Source organism: Halomonas sp. BC04 (genome assembly GCF_000568385.1).
In genome coordinates, this window is the sequence record NZ_AZQX01000176.1 from 1 (window position 1) to 19,464 (window position 19,464).

The following is a 19,464-nucleotide window of genomic DNA, read 5'->3' on the forward strand; positions in this document are numbered from 1 at the left end:
TCCGGCAATGATGATCAGCATGGCGTTGCGGAAGACATGGCCATAGAGCGTCCGCCGGTCACTGCCGCCCTTGGCTCGGGCGGTGAGTACATACTGCTTGTGTATCTCGTCCAGAAAGCTGTTCTTGGTCAACATCGTCAGGGTGGCAAAGCTGCCGATGGTCATGGCCACCACCGGTAGGGTGATGTGCCAGAAATAGTCCTTGATCTTGCCCCAGGTGGAGAGTTCGTGGAAATCCGGTGAGGTGAGGCCGCGCAGAGGGAACAGGTCCCAGTAGCTGCCACCCGCAAACAGCACGATGAGCAGAATGGCGAACAGGAAGCCGGGGATGGCATAGCCCACGATCACCAGCCCGGAGGTCCAGACATCGAACCGGGAGCCATGATGCAGTGCCTTGCGGATGCCCAGCGGAATCGATATCAGGTAGACCAGTAGCGTGGTCCAGAGCCCAAGCGATATCGATACCGGCAATCGTTCGATCATCAATTCCACGACCGGTCGGTCGCGGAAGAAACTGTTGCCGAAATCGAAGGTGGCGTAGTCGCGCATCATCCCCAGGAAACGGATGTGTGCGGGCTTGTCGAAACCGAACTGCTGCTCGAGCTGTTCAATGAAGCGTGGGTCGACGCCGCGAGCGCCGCGTGATTCATCCCGTACCACAACGTCACCACCGCCGGCATCCAGGCGGGTGCTGGCCATGGCATCCATGCCCTCGAAGCGGGCCATCATCTGGTCGATTGGGCCCCCCGGGGCAGCCTGCACGATGATGAAGTTGAGCAGCATGATTCCTATCAGGGTGGGAATCATCAGCAGCAGTCGGCGCAGGATGTAGCGGCTCACGATAGGATTATCCTTGTGAAAGCAGCATTGACAGTGAGTCCCCGCACGGCCTAGCGACGGCGAAGACGACGGTTGATATCGTCTTCCCGCTCGCTATCGACCCACCAGGTCGAGAGGTCGAAGCCGTACCTGGGGAATGGCTCGGGATAGCCGAACTTGTCCCAGACGGCAATTCGCGTCTCGCCCGAATGGTAATGGGGGATGGTGATGAAGTTCCACAATAGCACCCGGTCCAGGGCACGGGCGGCCGTGTTGAGTTCGCTGCGGCTGTTGGCCCGTATCAGGTTCTCAACCAGTTCATCGACCACCGGGTCCTGCAGGCCCATCAGGTTCCGGCTTTGAGGGCTTTCGGCGAAGTCGCTGGTCCAGAACTCGCGCTGTTCGTTGCCGGGATTGTTTGACTGGGGAAACTGCCCGGTGATGATCTCGAAGTCGAAGCTTCTCAACCGGTTGAGGTACTGGTTGATATCGACGATGCGCAGGCTTCCCTGGATGCCAAGGCGCGACATGTTGCGCAGCATGGGTTGCACGACCCGTTCCAGGCCGCTGTCGAACAGCATGACCTCGATGGATAGCGGGCGGCCGCTTTCGCCGTCGACCAGGACCCCATCCCGTACCTCGTAGCCCGCCTCCAGCAGAAGCTCATAGGCCAACCTCAGGCGTTCACGCAGCTCGGTCGGGTGGTCGATGGGCAGCTCACTATCGAAGATGCGTTCGGGCAGGTCGTCACGATGCGGCTCCAGCAAAGCGAGTTCCGACTCGCTCGGCAGCCCTGCGGCGGCCATCTCCGAGTTCTGGAAGTAGCTCTCTGTCCGACTGTAGGAGTCGTAGAAGAGGTTGGCGTTGAGCCAGGGGAAATCGAAGGTGAGATTGAGAGCCTCGCGAACGCGAACGTCCTGAAACTTATCCTGCCGCAGGTTGAAGACGAAGGCTTGCATGCGCGAAGGTTGGCCGTCCGGTACGGTGATTCGCTTGACCAGGCCGTCGTTGTAGGCAGGGAAGTCATAACCGATGGCCCAGGTGGCGGCACGGGCGTCGGTACGATAGTCCATGACCCCGGCCTTGAAGGCCTCCCAGGCGATATCGCGGTCTCGATAGTAATCGTAGATCAGGCGGTCGATATTGTGCCGGCCCCGATTGACGGGTAGCTCGGCGCCCCAGTAGTTCGGCACTCGCTCATAGACGATGCGGCGGCCGGGTTCGACCTCGGCGAGGCGATAGGGGCCGGAGCCGGGGTGGCGTGCCAGGGTTGGCGCGCTGAAGTCGCGCTCTTCCCAGTAATGCTTCGGCAGGATCGGCAGTTGGCCGACGATCAAGGGGAGCTCACGGGAGTGGTTGGTGGCGAACTCGAAGCGCACGGTATGGCGGTCCAGGGCTTCGACGCTCTCTACGTCGGCGTAGTAGCCGCGGTAGAAGGGATTGCCTTCCTCCACCAGCAGATTGAAGCTGAATACCACGTCTTCGGCGGTCACGGGTTCGCCGTCGTGGAATCGGGCCTCGGTACGAAGGTCGAATTCGATCCAGAATCGGTCAGGGTCGAGCCGCATCCCGCGGGCCAGGAGGCCATAGACGGTGAATGGCTCGTCGACGTTTTCCACCAGCAGGGTGTCGTAGATTTCGCCGATGCCGATGGCCGGCGTACCGCGGATGATGAAGGGGTTGGTCGAGTCGAAACTGCTGCCGACGGCGGCACGGGTCAGGCTGCCCCCCTTGGGGGCATCCGGATTGACGTAGGGGAAGTGGGTGAAGTCTTCACCCAGTGCCGGCTCGTCGTAGAGGGCAAGCCCATGAACCGTGGGAGTGGCTTCGTGTTCGTCACCCAGTGTCGACGAAACCCAACTCGTGGCCAGTACCGCTAAGAAGAGGCAACGCATGACGAACCGCATCGATGACATCCTTGCTGAAACATGCCATGGCAGGCAGGGGGTGCCGCCTTAAGGTGTCAGTCCTTCCGTTGCTTGTAAACCTGTCCCGGCGAATTTCACGACGCCAGGTGTCAACGAGCGGCCAGGCTGCGCCGTGGAATGGTCAGGCGTTGACCTTCATGGATCAAGTCTCCGTTGAGCCCGTTGTGCTGGCGGATCTCTTCCACGCTGCTGCCGTGCAGTGCAGCGATGGACGACAGGCTGTCGCCACGTGTGACGATATGCTGCTCCGCCCCGGTGTTCGGCGGTGCTGGAGTCGCAAGATGGGCCAGGACAGCTTCTTCGTACTCGACTGGCACCAGGACCACGTCAGTGGTGGCGGGGTGAGCGCTGCCATTGGTCAGGGCTGGGTTGAGTGCCGACAGTTCGGCCCGGCCCACGCCCGTCATGGTCGCCAGTTGACCGAGGTCGATCGGCGCCTCCACCGTTACCTTGCGAAGGCCGGGGTGTCGTCGATTTCCGGCAGGTCGATGCCGTAGCCGTCAGGATCGGCAATGATGGCAGAGATGGCATTGAGCTTGGGCAGGTAGTTCATGGTTTCGTTTGGCAGCTGGAGGTGCCAGTAGTCCGTTGGCTCACCCCGTGCCCCGGCAGCGTGTCGTGCCCGGTTCACTGTGCCGGCCCCTGCATTATAGGCAGCAAGGGAGAGTTCGAGGTCGCCCTCATACCACTGCTCGGCTTGCAGCTCGATATAATCCAGCGCGGCCGCGGTGGAGGCCACCACGTCAAGGCGGCCATCGAAGCCATTGCGCCGACTCAGCCCCAGGGCGTCTCCCGTGCCGGGCATGAACTGCCAGAGCCCGGCGGCACCGCGATGACTGCGGGCCGTGGGATCGAAGGAGCTCTCCACGAAGGGGATCAAGGCGATTTCGCCCGGCAGGCCGCGTGCTTCCACCTGCTCATTGATCCAGGCTAGCCAGGGGCGAGCGCGCTCGATGATCTCGGTCACGTTGGATGGATTGGCGCGATAGTGCTCGATCCAGTGCTGGACGCGTGCATCATGGCTACGATCCAGCCACTGCAGGTTGTCACGCAGTCTCTCCCAGGTGTCGCCAGGGAGGAATTCCAGCTGCAGATCGTTCCAGAAGTGTGCCGTCGAAAGCGTGTCGCTGGCTCCGGGGTGGGGAGCAGCCTGACTCTGTGTGCCGGCAGCCAGTGCTCCGAGCAGAGCCAGGCTGCTGACGAGGCCAATGACCTTTCGTCGAGCGGTCAGGTATGTCATGCGTTCTCCTTCAGGTCGCTGAGGCGGCGTGACGGTAGGGCCGCCAGGCTTCCATGGGATGCGTCGAAATCAGAAATTGTCTTTCCAGGCCCGCAAGGTGGCAAAGGTGGCCTGGTCGGTATCGGTATCGCCGTGCTGCGAGGCGGCCGCGCGGACGGCGGGGTCAGCGCAGCGCAAAAAAGGGTTGATCCTTTTCTCGCGGCCCAGGTTGCTGGGCAGGGTGGGCCGGTCGAGCGCCCTGGCTCGCTGTGTCTCGTGCAATGCCGTTGCCACCTCGGGGTTGTTCGGATCGGCGGCGCTGGCGAATGCCAGGTTGGCCTGGGTATATTCGTGGGCGGCGAAAACCAGGGTGTCGTCGGGCAGCTTGGCAATAGCCTGCAGGGAGTTGTGCATCTGTTCCGGTGTGCCTTCGAAAAGTCGACCACAGCCGGCAGAGAACAGCGTATCGCCACAGAACAGCAGGGGGGGGATGCCGGCGGTGAAGAAGGCAATATGGTCCAGTGTGTGGCCCGGCACTTCCATGACGTCGAAGAGGCGTCCCATGACACGGCAGGTGTCGCCCTCACCCACGCGTTCGTCGATGCCTGCTATCTGTGGGTTGTGCGGGCCGATCACATGAGGGGAGTAGCGCTCGATGAGTTCGGCAAGGCCACCGACATGATCATGGTGATGATGGGTGATGAGAACGCAGGTGAGATTCAACTGGTCCCGCTCCAATGTCTTGATGACCGGGGCGGCATCGCCGGGGTCCACTATGCAGACATCGGGGCTCGTGTCCTGGCGCATTAGCCATATATAGTTGTCGCCAAAAGCAGGAATCGGTGTCACGCTCAGCATAGGCCTAACGTCCTCGTCGCGTCGTCAACCGGTGTGTTGCAGGGCAAGGAACCACGTTGTTGAAAGCCGCGCAACATCAATGCAATGGCATCGTTCCAATGCTCAGGACAGTGATGCACGCGATAGCCGAGGGCCATTGCATGGCGGCGAAACGCTGCCATCTTACTGTAAGTTGCCTGCAAAACCGGTGATAATGGAGGGTGTTGTAGCCAATGTCAAATTCACAGGATCTGCTGGCGCTGGCTCAACTGTTCCAGGAAGGACGTCGCTATTGGTCGAGTCCCGATGGCGTCGCTCACTGGCGTGCCGAGCGTGCCTGCCTGGGGCCTGTTTGTGAGCGCATGCATGGGCTCCACAGCCTGGAGCTCGGCATGGGGCCCGCTCTGGCCGATATGTCGCCCATTCATCACAGCATGCGCTGGGCGCCGACCGTCCAGTTGGCCGAGCTGCCGTCGACCCTGGTCTGCCCTCCCGATGCCCTGGCGCTGCCTGATGAAAGTCTGCAGCTGGTGATCATTCACCACCTGCTGGAGATCGTCCCGAACCCCCACCGACTGTTGCATGAGGCCGCTCGGCTTACCAGCGACGAGGGTTGCCTGATCATTTTCGGTTGGGCCCCGCTGGGAGTGGCCGGCCTGTCACGACTCTCGCCGGCCGCCGGCGCCGGCAGCCGTGGCGTGGGCAGTGGCGAACACCGGCCAAACTTCGCGATTGGCTGGCATTTGTCGATTTCCGAATCGAGCGGGTAGACTACTGCGGTTTTCATCTCCCTGGCAGAATGCCGGGCAACGCCACATTGGAGACCCTGGGGCGACGGCATAACGTGCCGTTGGGGGACAGCTATATCATTCGCGCGCGACGTCGCACCAAGCTGGCCCAGATTCAGCGCCCTCGCCTACGACTCGGTGGAGCGTTGGGTGGCAACTCGCTGGGCCATGCTTCCCGGATCGGCCGTCCCGCCGTCGAAGAACCGAGTAAAAGGACTACCGAGGTTGAGTGATACTGAACAGGCCAAGTCGTTACCTAGCGTCACCATATACACGGATGGGGCATGCCGGGGAAATCCGGGGCCGGGCGGCTGGGGGGCGGTGCTGACCAGCGGCCGGCACGAAAAAACCCTCAAAGGCTTCGAAGCCAATACCACCAATAATCGTATGGAGTTGATGGCGGCCATCATGTCCCTGCGTGAGCTCAAACAGCCTTGCCAGGTCGAGCTCTGGACCGATTCCGAATACCTGCGGAAGGGTATTACCGAGTGGATCCATGGCTGGATGAAGCGGGGCTGGAAGACGGCCAACCGGCAGCCCGTCAAGAATGCCGAGCTATGGCGAGAGCTTCTGGCAGAGGCCAGCCGACACCAGATGCAGTGGCACTGGGTGAAGGGGCATAGCGGTCATCCGGGCAACGAGCGGGCCGATGCGTTGGCCAATGCCGCCATCGATGCCCACAGGGCCAAGCCGGGCGTCGTCACCAAACCATCGTGAGTCAAGAATCATGCGTCAGATTGTTCTGGATACTGAAACAACCGGTATCGATCCGAAGGAAGGGCATCGACTGATAGAAATCGGTGCCGTGGAGATGGTCAACCGTCGCCTCACCGGCCAGACCTACCACCAGTACATCAATCCGCAGCGGGAGATCGAGGCCGAAGCTATTGCGGTGCACGGCATCACCAACGACGACCTGAACGACAAACCGGTCTTCGCCGATATCGCCGATGCGTTCTGGGACTTCATCGGTGGTGCCGAGCTGGTGATTCATAACGCGCCCTTCGATGTGGGGTTCATCGATCACGAGTTGATGATGCTGAATGCCCAGCGTGGTGAGCCGCAGCTGGGCCCGGTTGCTGAGCATTGCACCATCCTGGACACTCTGCGATTGGCCCGCGATCGCCACCCGGGGCAGCGCAACAACCTCGATGCGCTGTGCAAGCGCTATGAGATCGACAATGGTCGTCGGGTGCTCCATGGTGCCCTGTTGGATGCCGAGATCCTGGCCGAGGTCTACCTCGCGATGACCGGCGGCCAGACCGCCCTGACGCTGGATGCCGAAGAGCGGAGTGGCGATGACGCCATGGCCGGAGGGTTATCGATTCGACGCCTGTCGCTGTCGGCAAGCAGCCTGAGCGTGCTGCGCCCTGGCGTGGAGGAGCTGGCCGCTCACGAGGCCAAGCTCGCGCAGATCCGTCAAGCCGCTGGGTCCTGCCACTGGGATGCGCTCGCCTCGGCGAGTGACCGGGTGGAAAAGTCCAGCTGATGCTGCGCCGCGAACTGCCGCTCGATGAGGTGGCTGGCAGGGTCATCCGGATCGCCTCTGGTCATATCGAACCGGGAGCGGATGGATCTCCCCTGCAGAGCGTACAGGCGTGGACGTCGGCCATGCAGCCGCTATGCTACTGGCACGACGAACCGGTGGCCCTGTCAGTGGAAGACCAGGCAGGTGAGGGCTGGTTGGACGGCAGGCAGTGGATGGCCAGGCTGCCCGAATCCTGGTTTCCGCTGCTCTCCACGGCACTCCAGGTGTCGTCCTGGCTGCGCGATCATCGGTTCTGCGGGCGATGTGGCGCCGGTGCGGCGCGGCTGGATGCCGAATTTGCCATGCATTGCCAGGCTTGCGGGCTCCGTAACTACCCCAGGATTTCCCCTTGCATTATTACCCTGGTGACCCATGGCGATGCCATGTTGCTGGCCAGGAGTCCTCGCTTTCCTCCCGGGCGTTTCTCCACGCTGGCCGGCTTCATCGAGCCGGGCGAGTCTGCCGAGGAGGCCGTTCATCGGGAGATTTTCGAGGAAGTGGGGCTCACGGTGGGTCGAATACGCTACTACCGCAGCCAGGCCTGGCCGTTTCCCCATGCATTGATGCTGGGATTCTTCGCCGAAGCCGCGACAAGGCACATTCGCATCGATGGCATCGAGATAGCCGATGCCGCCTGGTTCATGCCAGAACGGCTGCCCCAACTGCCGCCTCCCTACTCGATTTCGCGTGCCTTGATCGAGACGCATCTTAGCGAGGTAAAGGGCAGCCCCCGCTGAAAACGCGCGGGCCGCCATGTGGCGGCCCGCATCGGTCTGTCGTTTCGTGCCGGATCAGCGTGCTGGAAAAAGGCTCGTCAGCTTGGTCGCCAGCATGACGTTACCGGTCGCCTTGAGCTTTCCGGTCATGAAGGCGGTCATGCCGTTGATCTCGCCATTCATCACACCCTTCAGGGTATCGCTGCTCATGCTCAGGCTGACCGAGGGATCATCGTGTTCACCCTCTTCAATGGCGAGGCTGCCATCCTTGATGATCAGGTAGTGGCTGCCGTTATCGCTGAAATGGAACTGGAAGATGTCATCCATTCCCTTGGCGGCCTGGGGGTCGAATCGATCCTGCAGTTTGTCGAAGGTGTTGCTGGACATGCGAGGTTTCCTCTGTCGTAGGGGTCAAGGGAGGAGTAAGGCACTAATTGTGAGAGTATTTCAAACGAATGTTTTAATCAAGGCCATTGTACCGGAGGGCGGGCAACGTCAGTATGAATCGACCAACCAGGAAGCGGAGAGAGTAACGTGAACGAGTGGCTGCTGGATATCGGGCGCTTCACGGCCCAACTGACGATTCTACTGCTATTGGTGGGGGTTGTGGTGGTCATCGTGGCCCGGGCCAGAAGTGAAAGTGGTGATCGCCTGCGGATGCGTATCGAGGAACTCAACCGCCGGCATGAGTATCGGCGGCGGCGGCTCGCCCTCGCTGCCAGTGAGCCGGGGGCGCGCAAGCGGCTGCTCAAGGCGTTTCGGCGTGATGACAAGACAGAGGGGCGTCAGGGGCGCAAGGAGCAGGGCGCTACCCGGCAGACGGTCTGGGTGCTGGATTTTCGCGGTGATATCAAGGCATCGGGGGTGGGGCGACTGGCAGAAGAGATATCGGCCGTCATTGCCGCCGCTTCAAAAGGGGATGAGGTGGTGGTGCGCCTCGAGTCAGCCGGCGGGCTGGTGCACGCCTATGGGCTTGCCGCGGCCCAGATGGACCGGCTTCGGGATGCGGGTTTGACGACCACGGTCTGTGTCGACAAGGTGGCGGCCAGCGGAGGTTACCTGATGGCCTGTGCCGCCGACCATCTTCGCGCGGCTCCCTTTGCGGTTCTGGGCTCCATTGGCGTGGTGGCGCAGCTGCCCAACCTTCACCGGCTCCTGAAACGGCACGATATCGATGTCGAGCTGCTCACGGCCGGGGAGTATAAGCGAACCCTGACGGTGTTCGGCGAAAACACCGAAGAGGGCAGGCAGAAGTTTCAGGCGGACCTGGAAAACATCCATCACCTGTTCAAGTCGCATGTCGCCGAGCGTCGTCCTGGGCTGGACATCGAGTCAGTCGCTACCGGTGAAACCTGGTACGGTCGGGATGCCCTCGACAAGGGACTGATCGATGGCCTGGGCACCAGCGAGGCGTACCTGCTGTCACGCATGGAGGATGCGCGGGTGATCAGCATGCGGCTGGAGGCGCGGCATCCCGTGGGCGAACGATTCGGCATGGCCATATCGAAAGGGGTCGAGGGTGGCATCGACCGGGTAATGGAACGACTCGATGCTGGGCGCTGGGAGAAACGCTGAGCCGTGTTGCCGGTCATAGTTGCTGCAGCCTGACCAGAGTCTCGATCAGCGCTTTCGCCTGTTCGCCCTGAAGGGAGTAGTAGATGGTCTGAGAGGCTCTTCGTGTTGTCACCAGACCTTCCCGACGCAGGATGGCGAGATGCTGAGACAGGGCCGATTGGCTCAGTGAAAGGCGCTGGTTGAGTTCGGTTACCGACAGTTCAGAATCATCGAGCAGGCAGAGAATGCGCAATCGATTGTCATTGGCCAGTGCCTTCAGCAGGGCAGTGGCCTGGTCGATTGCGACATCGCCGGCTTCGAGCAGGCGGGATGCATTGTTGTGCGAGGTGCTCATGTCGATCTCCCCGGGTTTGGCTGCCCGGCTGCGTTGCAGGCCTGGGCAGGCTGCTTCTGACGGCTACCTCGGCCTGCGACAACAGCCATCCAGCAGGCTGTGGCAGGAGGCAGGGGTGTGACAGTGCCCTTCGTGGTTTATGGCATTGCTCATTTAGTTATCATTGATAGTGGCCCATTAACTGTCAAACGTCGAATCAACGAAGTCTTGATGCAGGTCGGGTAAAGGCGCCGTTATTGTCAACAATGGAGTCGGAATGGCCCCTTTTCCGGGGCTGATTAGCCGATGGTATGAAGGAAATTCTTGGCGAACCCTCTAAAGTGTCAACAATCCCAGGCAACTTCGTGTCGGACAGGACGCTCATGACAACCTATACCAACGAATTCAACCGCTCCATCGAACAACCTGAAGCCTTCTGGGCCGAGCAGGCTCGACGCATTCCCTGGTATACGCCGCCCACGACCATTCTCAGCTACGACGACCAGCAGCATGCGCGCTGGTTCGTCGACGGAGAGCTGAATCTCTGTCATGCGGCACTGGACCATCATGTGGACCAGGGGAGAGGAGAGCAGCCGGCTGTCCTGTGGGACTCTCCGGTTACCGACAGCAAGCGAACGCTGAGCTACCGTGACATGCGCGACCAGGTGGCGCTTTTTGCCGGAGCGCTGCGAGACCTCGGCGTCCAGAAAGGCGACCGGGTTGTCATCTACATGCCCATGGTGCCCGAGGCCCTCATGGCGATGTATGCCTGCGCGCGCCTGGGGGCAGTGCACTCGGTGGTCTTCGGCGGCTTTGCGCCTCATGAGCTGGCCGTACGTATCGACGATGCCCAGCCCAAGGTCGTCGTGGCGGCCTCCTGCGGCATCGAGGTGGACCGTGTCATTCCATACAAGCCGATCATCGATGCCGCCATCGAACAGAGCGAGCACAAGCCGGATGCCTGCGTGATCTTTCAGCGCGAGCAGCAGCTCGCCGAGCTTGGCGATCGCGATCACGACTGGGCAGCGCTGGTGGCGGAAGCCGAGCCGGCCGAGTGTGTGCCGGTCAAGGGCAGCGATCCGCTTTATGTCCTCTATACATCCGGCACCACCGGCAAGCCCAAGGGAGTGGTGCGCGACACCGGCGGCTATGCTGTCGCACTCCACTACTCCATGGAGACGATCTATGACATGGCGCCCGGTGAGGTATTCTTTTCTGCCTCGGACGTGGGCTGGGTCGTGGGGCACTCCTATATCGTCTACGCCCCACTGCTGCGTGGTTGTACCACAGTGGTCTACGAGGGCAAGCCGGTAAAGACCCCGGATTCCGGCGCCTTCTGGCGGTTGATCAGCGAGTATGGCGTTAAGAGCTTCTTTACCGCTCCCACTGCCTTTCGTGCCATCAAGAAGGAGGACCCGGACGGCAAGTTGCTGGCGCAGTACGACATTTCCTGCATGAAGGCGCTGTTTCTGGCCGGTGAACGGCTGGATCCACCGACGTTTCATTGGCTTGACGACCTGCTTGACGTTCCCGTGATCGACCATTGGTGGCAGACGGAGACCGGCTGGCCCATCGCCGCCAACCTCCACGGACTGGATCCGATGCCGACTAAGGCCGGCAGTGCCACGGTACCGGTTCCCGGGTTCGACGTGCAGATTCTCAACCGCGAGGGTGAACGGGCCAAGCCAATGGAGCAGGGGAGTGTCGTAATCAAGCAGCCCATGCCGCCCGGCTGCCTGGTGGGCGTATGGGGCGATCCGAAGCGGTTTCATAGTGCTTACATGGCCGCCTTCCCGGGCTACTACCTGACCGGTGACGGTGGCTATTTCGATGAGGATGGCTATCTGTTCATCATGGGGCGCACCGATGACGTCATCAATATCGCTGGCCATCGCCTCTCGACCGGCGAGATGGAGGAGGTCGTGGGAGCGCACAAGGCCGTTGCCGAATGCGCCGTCATCGGCATCCATGATGCACTCAAGGGGCAGGTGCCGGTGGGCCTGGTGATTCCCAAGGATGGTTTCGATGGCGACGAGCTTGCGCTGGAAAACGAACTGATTGCCTGGTGCGCGAGAAGATCGGGCCCATCGCCTGCTTCAAGCAGGTATTGGTGGTCAACCGCCTGCCCAAGACGCGCTCCGGCAAGATACTGCGCAAGCTGTTGCGCAATATCGCCGATGGCAAGGAGTACGGCGTTCCCTCGACCATAGACGACCCGGCCAGTCTGCAGGATGTTCACGATGCGATGAAGGATCGCTCGGTGGGTGCGGCCCATGAGGCTCGCCAGGTCTGAGTCGTGCGACTTTGACCATCGGCACGACGCCACCCATTGGGTGGCGTCGTTGCGTTGGACGGCAGGTGCATTGGCTAGCGCCCGCCATCCTGCGTATAATCCGCGCCTTTCCGAGGGTTCCCTCACCCCTCGCCCTGCAGTGACACGACGCCGCCCGGCGGGTCGTCAAAAAGGACCAGCCGATGTTCATGTTGAACGAAACCCAGTACCGTCGCTGCCTCTTGCTGCTGGTGGCATTTCATATACTGATTATCGCCGCCAGCAACTATCTGGTTCAGCTTCCCTTCACCCTGTTCGGGTTTCATACGACCTGGGGTGCCTTCAGCTTCCCCTTCATCTTCCTGGCCACCGACCTGACCGTGCGGCTGTTTGGCAAGCAGGCGGCGCGTGCCATCGTCATGCGCGTGATGCTGCCGGCACTGTTGATCTCCTATGTGGTATCGGTGGTATTTCCCCGGGGTGGCTTTGCCGGCGTGGAGGCCTTGGGCGAGTGGAACCTGTTCGTGGCGCGGATCGCCCTGGCGAGTTTCCTGGCCTACGTACTGGGCCAGTTGCTTGATGTGCAGGTGTTCGATCGGCTACTCGGGCTGAAATCCTGGTGGGTGGCGCCGGCCATATCGACTGTCTTTGGCAACCTGGCCGATACCGCGGTCTTCTTCGCCACGGCTTTCCACCGCAGCCCCGACCCCTTCATGGCGGCCAATTGGGTCGAGATAGCCACGGTGGACTATGTGATCAAGCTTGGCATCAGCCTGCTGTTTTTCCTACCGCTTTACGGCGTGCTGCTGGCCTGGCTGAGTCGCCGGCTGGTGACGCTCACTGGCCAGCAGGACCTGGCACCGCAGCGTGCTTGACTAGAACCCGGCACTGGAGGCCCGATGACTGTCGAACTCAACTACCTGGATACCGGTGGCGAAGGGACGCCGCTGTTCGTTGTGCATGGCCTGCTGGGCAGTGCCGATAACTGGCGTTCCCACGTCAAGCAGTGGCAAGAGCACCGGCGAGTCGTGGCCGTGGACCTTCGCAACCATGGCCGATCCCCCATGTCGAGGGAATGAGCTACACAGAGATGGCGCAGGATCTACTGGCCCTTATGGATCGGCTCGGGATCGAGCGTGCCCACCTGCTGGGACACTCTATGGGCGGCAAAGTGGTTATCACGCTCGCGCGGCTGGCTCCGGAGCGTGTCGCATCCCTGATCGTGGCCGATATTGCGCCCCAGGCCTATGGCCATGGTCACAGTGCGGTATTTGCCGGGCTTCGCCGCCTGGAGGAAGGCAAGCCGGGAAACCGCCGTGAGGCCGATGAGATGCTGGCCGAGCACGTCGAGGAGCGTGCCACGCGCCTTTTCCTGGCCACTAATCTTCAGCGTGGCGAGACTGGCGGTCTCGAGCTGCGTATCGGTCTCGACGAGATCGAGGCCGGCTACGATGAAATCATGCAGGCGCCAGCAGGCCAGGGTGCCTATGATGGGCCAACGCTGGTACTGCGCGGGGGCAACTCCCACTACGTCACTGACGACATGCTGCCGGCACTGCGCGGCGTCTTGCCGCGAGCCGAGATCAGGACCCTGGAAGGGGCGGGGCACTGGTTGCATGCGGAGCAGCCCGAGGCCTTCCAGGCGGCGGTAAGCGAATTCCTCGATGCGCAGGAGGTTTGATCCAGGAAAGGGGCTCAGGGCGTAATGGCGCCGAGGTCGATGGCTAGGCGCTCCAGGGGACTGGTGGTTTCGAACACTCCCGCTTCAAGCAGGTACTGTTCGAAACGGTGATAGCGTCCATGGTCCACGGCGGCTGGCTGTGGCGAGAGGCGGGGGAAAACCTGACTCCACGCCTCTCGTGTCGCCGGGTCATCCAGTGCCGGCTCCGATGCTGACAGCAGCTCCCAGGCCCGCTCTGGATGGTTGAATATCCAGAGGGTGGCTTCCTCGATGGCCGCAACAAGCGCGCGTATGGCCTCGCGCTTGTTGCCGTTCAGCTTGTCCCGGTTAGCCATCAGGATCAGGCCGTCATGACTAGGGATACCATGCTCTTCGACCCCCAGGAAATGGGAAGCGACACCCTCATCCAGCAGTTGTCTTGGCAGCAGGAAGCGGTGGTTGATCATCGCCCCGTCGACCACACCCTCCCTTATGGTGTCCCTCGCTGAATAGTGGACGTCCCGTGCGTCAACCAGGTCGAGCCCTTTCTCCAGTGTCAGCACGTGGGCCAGCAACCGCGAGAGCAGGATGTCGCGTCCATCGAGGTCGGTATAACCGAGGTGTACACCTTCCAGGCTGAGTTCACCGTTGTCGCCGACCAGGGGGGCGCGCAGTAACAGCCCCGCCATGGGTGTGCCGATGAGCGTGGCAACACGAATCAATGGCAGCCCCTTGTTCACCAGGAGGTGTAGCTGGGGTTGCCGGCCAACCGCCAGGTCGGTCCTGCCGGCCGCCAACAGCTTGGCCGGCACATTGGGGTCCGCGGGGCTGACCAGGGTGACATCCAGCCCCCGGCGAACGAACATCCCCTTCTCCCGTGCCACCAGCAGGGCGGCATGCTGGGGGTTGAGGTACCAGTCCAGGGTAATCTCGAGGGGGGTAAGTGGTGGCGGAACGATCGGCTCGGCAGGCGTGCTGGCGACGGAGGGTATCTCGGCACCTTCGGCATCATCGGCCGTCGTGGCCTCTTGTGGAAGGAACAATTCAATGAAGGAGGGTCCTTCGAAAAGCGGCGGTAGCTGAACGTGTGGAGTCGGCTCGTCCTGGGCCAGGGCTTCAGCCCGATAGAAGGCCGGGGGAGGGAGACTGACGTCGGTTTCCAGCGACATTGGCGGCACGTCCAGTGCTTCTGAGAGCTCCGATGAAGAATCGGCCAGGAGCGGGAGTGATGTGAGGGTCAACGACACGGCCATCGGGACCAGAGCGCGTACGGCGAACCATCGATAGGATCTAGCCATGGGATGGGTGCGTCTCCAGCGGCGGTAGCAATCAATCGGCGAAGAGCCAGTTTAGCCTTGCCGGATGGCCGAAGGCCAGCGACGGCGACCGCTGCTCATCCTTGCCGGGCGTGTCATAATGATGGGCTCAGCGCCTTGGGGCTCCTATGGATACCATCAATACCCTTTTTCTGTTGAGTGGTTTTCTGATCGCTCTCAGCGTGCTGGCCAGCCGACTCTCCTCCATGGTCGGATTGCCCCTGTTGCTGATTTTCCTGGGCCTGGGGATGCTGGCCGGCGAGGAGGGGGTGCTGGGTATCCGGTTCGACGATTACTCGCTGGCTTCGTGATCGGACACCTGGCCCTCGCCATGATCCTGCTGGACGGGGGGCTTCGCACGCGCCTCAAGACCTTTCGGGTAGCCTTCAAGCCGGCCTTGTCGCTGGCGACATTCGGCGTCTTCGTCACCAGCGCCCTGGTCGGCATCATCGCGATGTGGGTATTCGATCTCACTCTCGTCCAGGGTCTGCTGGTGGGAGCGATCGTCGGTTCCACCGATGCGGCTGCGGTCTTCTCGATGCTCAGCGGGCGCGGTGTCCATCTCAATGAACGGGTCGCCGCCACGCTGGAGATCGAGTCCGGTACCAACGATCCCATGGCGATCTTCCTGACCCTGCTGCTGGTCGAGGTGTTGGTGGGCGACATCCGGGGCGTGTCGTCCACGCTGCTTTTCCTGGTTACCCAGTTTGGCCTGGGGCTGCTGATCGGCCTGGGAGCCGGCTGGCTTAGCGGCAAGCTCTTGCGCTGGCTGGATCTGGCACCGGGTCTGTACGCTCTGCTGGCCCTGGCGCTGGGCTTTTGCGTCTTTGGCCTGACCAGCTTCCTGGGGGGAAGTGGATTCCTGGCGATCTACCTGACCGGCTTGATGATAGGCAATCAGCCAGGGCGCCACCTCAACTTCATCCTCCCCGTTCATGACGGTCTGGCATGGCTGAGCCAGATCGGTCTCTTTCTCATTCTTGGCCTGCTGGTCAGTCCCAGCGGACTGCTGGAGTTTGCACTGCCGGCGTCACTGGTAGCCTGGCACTGATCTTCGTGGCTCGGCCTCTGGCGGTGCTGGTTACCGTCAAGCCCTTCTTCAAGTTTCGCTGGCGGGAGATCGGCTTCATCTCCTGGGTGGGACTGCGGGGCGCGGTCCCCATCGTGCTGGCGATCTTTCCGGTGATCGGCGGGGTGGAGAACGCGTCGCTCTACTTCAACGTCGCCTTCGCCGTGGTCTTGATGTCACTGCTCATACAGGGAGGGACGCTGCCGTGGATGGCCCGCTGGATGCGAGTCGAGATCCCGGTGGGAGTAACGCCCAACCACCGTGGACCGCTGGGCATTCTGCCCGAAAACGACTACGAAATGTTCGTCTACAAGGTCGATAATCAGGATCTTGACGACGTGCCGATACGGTTGCTGCGTTTTCCTTCCGGCGCGGTCATCTCGGCGCTGTTTCGACAGCATGCCATGCTGCACCCCAAGGGCAGCACCCGACTCAAGCTGGGCGATGTCATCTGCGTGATCGGGCGCAGCGACGACCTGCCGGCGCTGAATCGCCTCTTCAGTGGCGATGCCAAGCTCAAGCAGGAGCGTGCCTTCTTTGGCACCTTCACTTTCGACGGTGCGGCGCTGATGCGCGACATCGCAGGGGTCTATGGCTTGACCCTGAGTCCCGGGGAGAGCGACATGACCCTGGGGGAGTTCGTCTCCCTGAGGGTCGGCGGCCACCCGGTCGTCGGTGACGACGTGGACTGGCACGGCATCCACTGGGTGGTGAGCGAAATGAAGGGCAATGAGGTAACGCGCGTCGGTCTGAGGCTCTACTGACGGCAGTGCGCCATGATGAAGCGGCAAGGCTGGTGCCGTTTCACGTCGCCCGCTGGCGTTCAGTGAGCATAACCTCCACCGACTGCTCCGGACTCGCCAGCCAGAGCATGCCATCCTGAATGGTGCAGTTCAGTGACATGCTTTTTGCCGCCAGAGTTGCCAGCGCTTGAACCGATCCGAAATCCACATCTACCACCGTCAGATTGGTGAGGGTGGCCAGTTTGGTGTGGTGCTGTTCCCACCAGAGCGATGCGCCATGCCCGCTGTAGGTATAAAGCGTGACCTGGCGGGACCGGCCACAGGCCTTGCGAATGTCCTTTTCGTCAGGCTGGCCCAATTGAATCCAGTGTTCGATGGCGCCGGTTAGATCCTTCACCCACAGGTCCGGTTCGTCATCGGTACTGAGGCCACGGCCGAAGGCCAGTGACTCGTCCGCATGGCGAGCGAATGCCAGTAATCGCACCATCATGCGTTCATCGGTTTCCGACGGGTGGCGCGCCACGGTCAGGGAGTGGTCTGCATAGTAGTGCCGATCCATGTCAGCGATCTGTAACTGGGCCTTGTGAATGGTTGCCTTCGATGCCATGTGTCTTGACTGCCTTGTTCGGGGTATGCCCCCCATGATGCCATACTCCTGGGCCGTTCTCGTTCAGTGCCATTGAAAAAGACGACGAAAGAGGCCGGGCCATAGCAGCAAAGACTTGCAATGCAGGTGAAATAACAAGTATGTTTCCCCTGTCGATTCTTCCTTTAGCGCTGCATAAAGTGTCAGGAAGTAAGCAAAAAACAATCCACGTAATTAGAAGGTGAGCCTCCACCAAGTTATGTAATGTCTGGAGGGAGTCACACGCATTGCCAGCCGCAATATAGCCATATGGAAAACGTCAATACACGGAGGTAATCATGTTGAAGTTCCTGGCCAGCACTGCCGGCGTCATCTTTCTCATTGGCCTGATCGTCGTTATCGGCCTCTTGATGCTGATATTCTAGGAGCGGCTTCCCTGGCAGGCTAATCAGCGGCATCGATATTCCCACGTCGATTCAAGGCGCATTGCTGGCCCTTGCCTGAATCCCGGTGTTTTCTTCCTGCTCAACTGCATTGCGTAACCTTTGGGATAGGCCGCCGAAGGAGCGCGTACATGTGGTTGACCGGCAGACAGTGGGCTGCAATAGGCATTGGTCAGGTGTTAGGCACTTTCCTTTTCATGGTCATTCAATGGCCCCCCCATGCGCACCATGATCTCTTCATCGCCTTTGGCGGCATGCTGGTACCCACGATCCTTGCCCTGATCGGGGCGGTGGTTGGGAGAGTCTTCGGTGTCGCCGAAGCGGCAATCGGAATGGCTGTTGGTTACGTCCTCTTTTTTGCTCCCGCCAGCGTGATGATGTTTGCCAACTGAGAGGCGTCCTCTTCCTGCCCACCTTGGTCTAGGGTAAGGGTAATGAGGGTGAAGCCTGGCACTTGATCGGGCTGCGCCGAGGTGAGGCTATTGGTAACCGATGGAGGGCAGCGAGATGCGCACCATCACGCTACAGCAGTTCGAGGCACTGGAATGGATCGTCGATGAAATCGAGGTTGGCGAGCATCAGCTGGACAAGTTCGAGGAACCGGTGGGCCTGGATGGTGATGGCGAACCGGCCATGACAACCCAGTACATCTCCTGGCTATCCGGCACTTGCCTGCTTCGGGCGAAGGCCGTTCCGCAAATTTCCTATCTCTTCGACTGGACGGCTCAGGGTGGCAAGGAGTCGCTGGAGGATGCCCATGACTTCTATATCGATTTCAGCGAGGCCGGTGACAGCAGGCTCGAAATGGAGGGCATTGAGCTGGTCGATGATGAGGGGAGTGTATTGCCACTCAGCGAAGCTGAACAGCTGGCATATGAGGCGGCAAACAAGGATGTCGACTGGGAAGTGGAAGTCGGCAGGCAGTTACCCGAAGTGCCAATGACGTGAGAGTCGTGACAATGCGCTACGGCCTTCAAGAGAAGGAAGATCAATGAAAGCGAGTCTTGAACACAGTCATGACAAGGAGGATATTCGCAGGCGGCTACGTGATGGGCACGGTTCAAGCTATCTACGGGATGCCATCCTTGGCGGGATTGATGGCTGCGTGACCACCATCGCCGTGGTGGCCAGTGTCGCAGGGGCAGGGCTCCCCGGCATGATCGCCTTTGTACTGGGTGTTGCAAGCCTGGTGGCCGATGCCCTCAGCATGGGGGTAAGCAACTACCAGGCTGTAAAGAGTGACGAAGAAGCGAGAGAGCGGTTACGCCGCCAGGAAGAACAACATGTCGACCTCGTGCCGGATGGTGAGCGAGAGGAGATTCGCGAGATCTTTCGTGCCAAGGGGTTCAGCGACGATGCTCTCGAGACAATTGTTGAAACCATCTGCGCAGATCGCAAGCTGTGGGTGGATACCATGATCAAGGAGGAGTATGGCCTGGCCCTTGACGGACCGACTGCCTGGAAAGCCGGCTGCGCCACCTTTTCCGTGTTCATGGGCGTCGGGGCGCTACCGTTGTTACCCTTTCTGGTTCCCTATCTCAGCGGTGCGGAATACTTCGTTGCCAGTGGCGTGGTAACAGCCTGGCGCTGTTCGGTATCGGCTGGATCAAGGGGTGGGTGCTTGATACCCGTCGTTTTCAAGCCGGTTTGGA

General features: G+C 61.0%; 19 protein-coding genes and 3 pseudogenes. 12 read left to right on the forward strand and 10 right to left on the reverse strand.

Annotated elements, in window-relative coordinates; all coding sequences use genetic code 11:
- The 5 genes from Q427_RS12340 to gloB form a co-directional block, all read right to left on the reverse strand.
- The coding region (locus Q427_RS12340; protein ID WP_043514260.1) for an ABC transporter permease subunit at nt 1-840 on the reverse strand (840 nt) is incomplete at its 3' end.
- 50 nt (nt 841-890) lie between these two features.
- Nucleotides 891-2,726, reverse strand: a complete 1,836-nt coding sequence (locus Q427_RS12345) for an extracellular solute-binding protein (protein ID WP_043514263.1) — start codon at nt 2,724-2,726, stop codon at nt 891-893.
- 110 nt (nt 2,727-2,836) lie between these two features.
- The gene (locus Q427_RS36275) at nt 2,837-3,154 is read right to left on the reverse strand and encodes a LysM peptidoglycan-binding domain-containing protein (RefSeq protein ID WP_331280626.1); all 318 of its coding nucleotides are present in this window, start codon (nt 3,152-3,154) and stop codon (nt 2,837-2,839) included.
- 38 nt (nt 3,155-3,192) lie between these two features.
- Nucleotides 3,193-3,987 (reverse strand): transglycosylase SLT domain-containing protein, encoded by a 795-nt coding sequence (locus Q427_RS12350; protein WP_331280627.1) that lies wholly within the window; start codon nt 3,985-3,987, stop codon nt 3,193-3,195.
- A gap of 69 nt (nt 3,988-4,056) precedes the next feature.
- The gene (gene gloB / locus Q427_RS12355; protein ID WP_043514266.1) at nt 4,057-4,824 is read right to left on the reverse strand and encodes a hydroxyacylglutathione hydrolase; all 768 of its coding nucleotides are present in this window, start codon (nt 4,822-4,824) and stop codon (nt 4,057-4,059) included.
- 212 nt (nt 4,825-5,036) lie between these two features.
- Here gloB and Q427_RS12360 point away from each other — a divergent pair, with 212 nt between their 5' ends.
- From Q427_RS12360 to nudC, 4 genes are all read left to right on the forward strand, one after another.
- On the forward strand, nt 5,037-5,573 hold the full coding sequence (locus Q427_RS12360) for a class I SAM-dependent methyltransferase (RefSeq protein WP_231613666.1): 537 nt from the start codon (nt 5,037-5,039) through the stop codon (nt 5,571-5,573).
- A gap of 243 nt (nt 5,574-5,816) precedes the next feature.
- A complete protein-coding gene (gene rnhA, locus Q427_RS12365) occupies nt 5,817-6,308 on the forward strand; it encodes a ribonuclease HI (RefSeq protein WP_043514268.1) in 492 nt (163 codons plus the stop codon).
- A 10-nt stretch (nt 6,309-6,318) separates the two neighbouring features.
- Entirely contained in the window at nt 6,319-7,080 is a 762-nt protein-coding gene (gene dnaQ / locus Q427_RS12370) for a DNA polymerase III subunit epsilon (protein WP_043514270.1), read from the forward strand.
- A complete protein-coding gene (gene nudC / locus Q427_RS12375) occupies nt 7,080-7,856 on the forward strand; it encodes an NAD(+) diphosphatase (RefSeq protein WP_043514272.1) in 777 nt (258 codons plus the stop codon). The genes dnaQ and nudC overlap by 1 nt, the downstream gene beginning before the upstream one ends.
- Nucleotides 7,857-7,910: 54 nt before the next feature.
- Here nudC and Q427_RS12380 read toward each other — a convergent pair whose 3' ends face one another.
- A complete protein-coding gene (locus Q427_RS12380; protein ID WP_043514274.1) occupies nt 7,911-8,222 on the reverse strand; it encodes an SCP2 sterol-binding domain-containing protein in 312 nt (103 codons plus the stop codon).
- A 147-nt stretch (nt 8,223-8,369) separates the two neighbouring features.
- Here Q427_RS12380 and sohB point away from each other — a divergent pair, with 147 nt between their 5' ends.
- Complete coding sequence (gene sohB, locus Q427_RS12385) at nt 8,370-9,410, forward strand: protease SohB (protein ID WP_043514275.1); 1,041 nt, start codon at nt 8,370-8,372, stop codon at nt 9,408-9,410.
- 13 nt (nt 9,411-9,423) lie between these two features.
- Here the strand turns inward: sohB and Q427_RS12390 are convergent, their stop codons facing one another.
- On the reverse strand, nt 9,424-9,744 hold the full coding sequence (locus Q427_RS12390) for an ArsR/SmtB family transcription factor (RefSeq protein WP_043514277.1): 321 nt from the start codon (nt 9,742-9,744) through the stop codon (nt 9,424-9,426).
- A 362-nt stretch (nt 9,745-10,106) separates the two neighbouring features.
- Here Q427_RS12390 and Q427_RS12395 point away from each other — a divergent pair.
- The 3 genes and pseudogenes from Q427_RS12395 to Q427_RS12405 all read left to right on the forward strand — a co-directional run bounded on the left by Q427_RS12395 (nt 10,107) and on the right by Q427_RS12405 (nt 13,676).
- A pseudogene (locus tag Q427_RS12395) lies at nt 10,107-12,016 on the forward strand (propionyl-CoA synthetase).
- A 182-nt stretch (nt 12,017-12,198) separates the two neighbouring features.
- Complete coding sequence (locus Q427_RS12400) at nt 12,199-12,870, forward strand: 7-cyano-7-deazaguanine/7-aminomethyl-7-deazaguanine transporter (protein ID WP_043514278.1); 672 nt, start codon at nt 12,199-12,201, stop codon at nt 12,868-12,870.
- A 24-nt stretch (nt 12,871-12,894) separates the two neighbouring features.
- Nucleotides 12,895-13,676 (forward strand): annotated as a pseudogene (locus Q427_RS12405) (alpha/beta fold hydrolase).
- A 14-nt stretch (nt 13,677-13,690) separates the two neighbouring features.
- Here Q427_RS12405 and Q427_RS12410 read toward each other — a convergent pair.
- Nucleotides 13,691-14,953 carry an ABC transporter substrate-binding protein gene (locus Q427_RS12410; RefSeq protein ID WP_081785973.1) on the reverse strand — a complete coding sequence of 421 codons (1,263 nt, stop codon included), beginning with the start codon at nt 14,951-14,953 and terminating at the stop codon, nt 13,691-13,693.
- Between the two features lie 146 nt (nt 14,954-15,099).
- Between Q427_RS12410 and Q427_RS12415 the strand changes: the two are divergent.
- A pseudogene (locus Q427_RS12415) lies at nt 15,100-16,804 on the forward strand (potassium/proton antiporter).
- 40 nt (nt 16,805-16,844) lie between these two features.
- Here the strand turns inward: Q427_RS12415 and Q427_RS12420 are convergent.
- The gene (locus Q427_RS12420; protein WP_043514280.1) at nt 16,845-17,390 is read right to left on the reverse strand and encodes a YaeQ family protein; all 546 of its coding nucleotides are present in this window, start codon (nt 17,388-17,390) and stop codon (nt 16,845-16,847) included.
- Between the two features lie 257 nt (nt 17,391-17,647).
- Nucleotides 17,648-17,827: a hypothetical protein gene (locus Q427_RS33995; RefSeq protein WP_155833551.1), complete on the reverse strand. Its 180-nt coding sequence runs from the start codon at nt 17,825-17,827 to the stop codon at nt 17,648-17,650.
- A 116-nt stretch (nt 17,828-17,943) separates the two neighbouring features.
- On the opposite strand from Q427_RS33995, the gene Q427_RS12425 reads away from it, so the two are divergent.
- The 3 genes from Q427_RS12425 to Q427_RS12435 form a co-directional block, all read left to right on the forward strand.
- Nucleotides 17,944-18,204, forward strand: coding sequence for a hypothetical protein (locus Q427_RS12425; RefSeq protein ID WP_043514281.1), 261 nt, complete (start codon nt 17,944-17,946; stop codon nt 18,202-18,204).
- A gap of 115 nt (nt 18,205-18,319) precedes the next feature.
- The gene (locus Q427_RS12430) at nt 18,320-18,760 is read left to right on the forward strand and encodes a hypothetical protein (protein WP_043514287.1); all 441 of its coding nucleotides are present in this window, start codon (nt 18,320-18,322) and stop codon (nt 18,758-18,760) included.
- Between the two features lie 43 nt (nt 18,761-18,803).
- On the forward strand, nt 18,804-19,464 hold a 661-nt coding region (locus Q427_RS12435), incomplete at its 3' end, for a VIT1/CCC1 transporter family protein (RefSeq protein ID WP_051496326.1).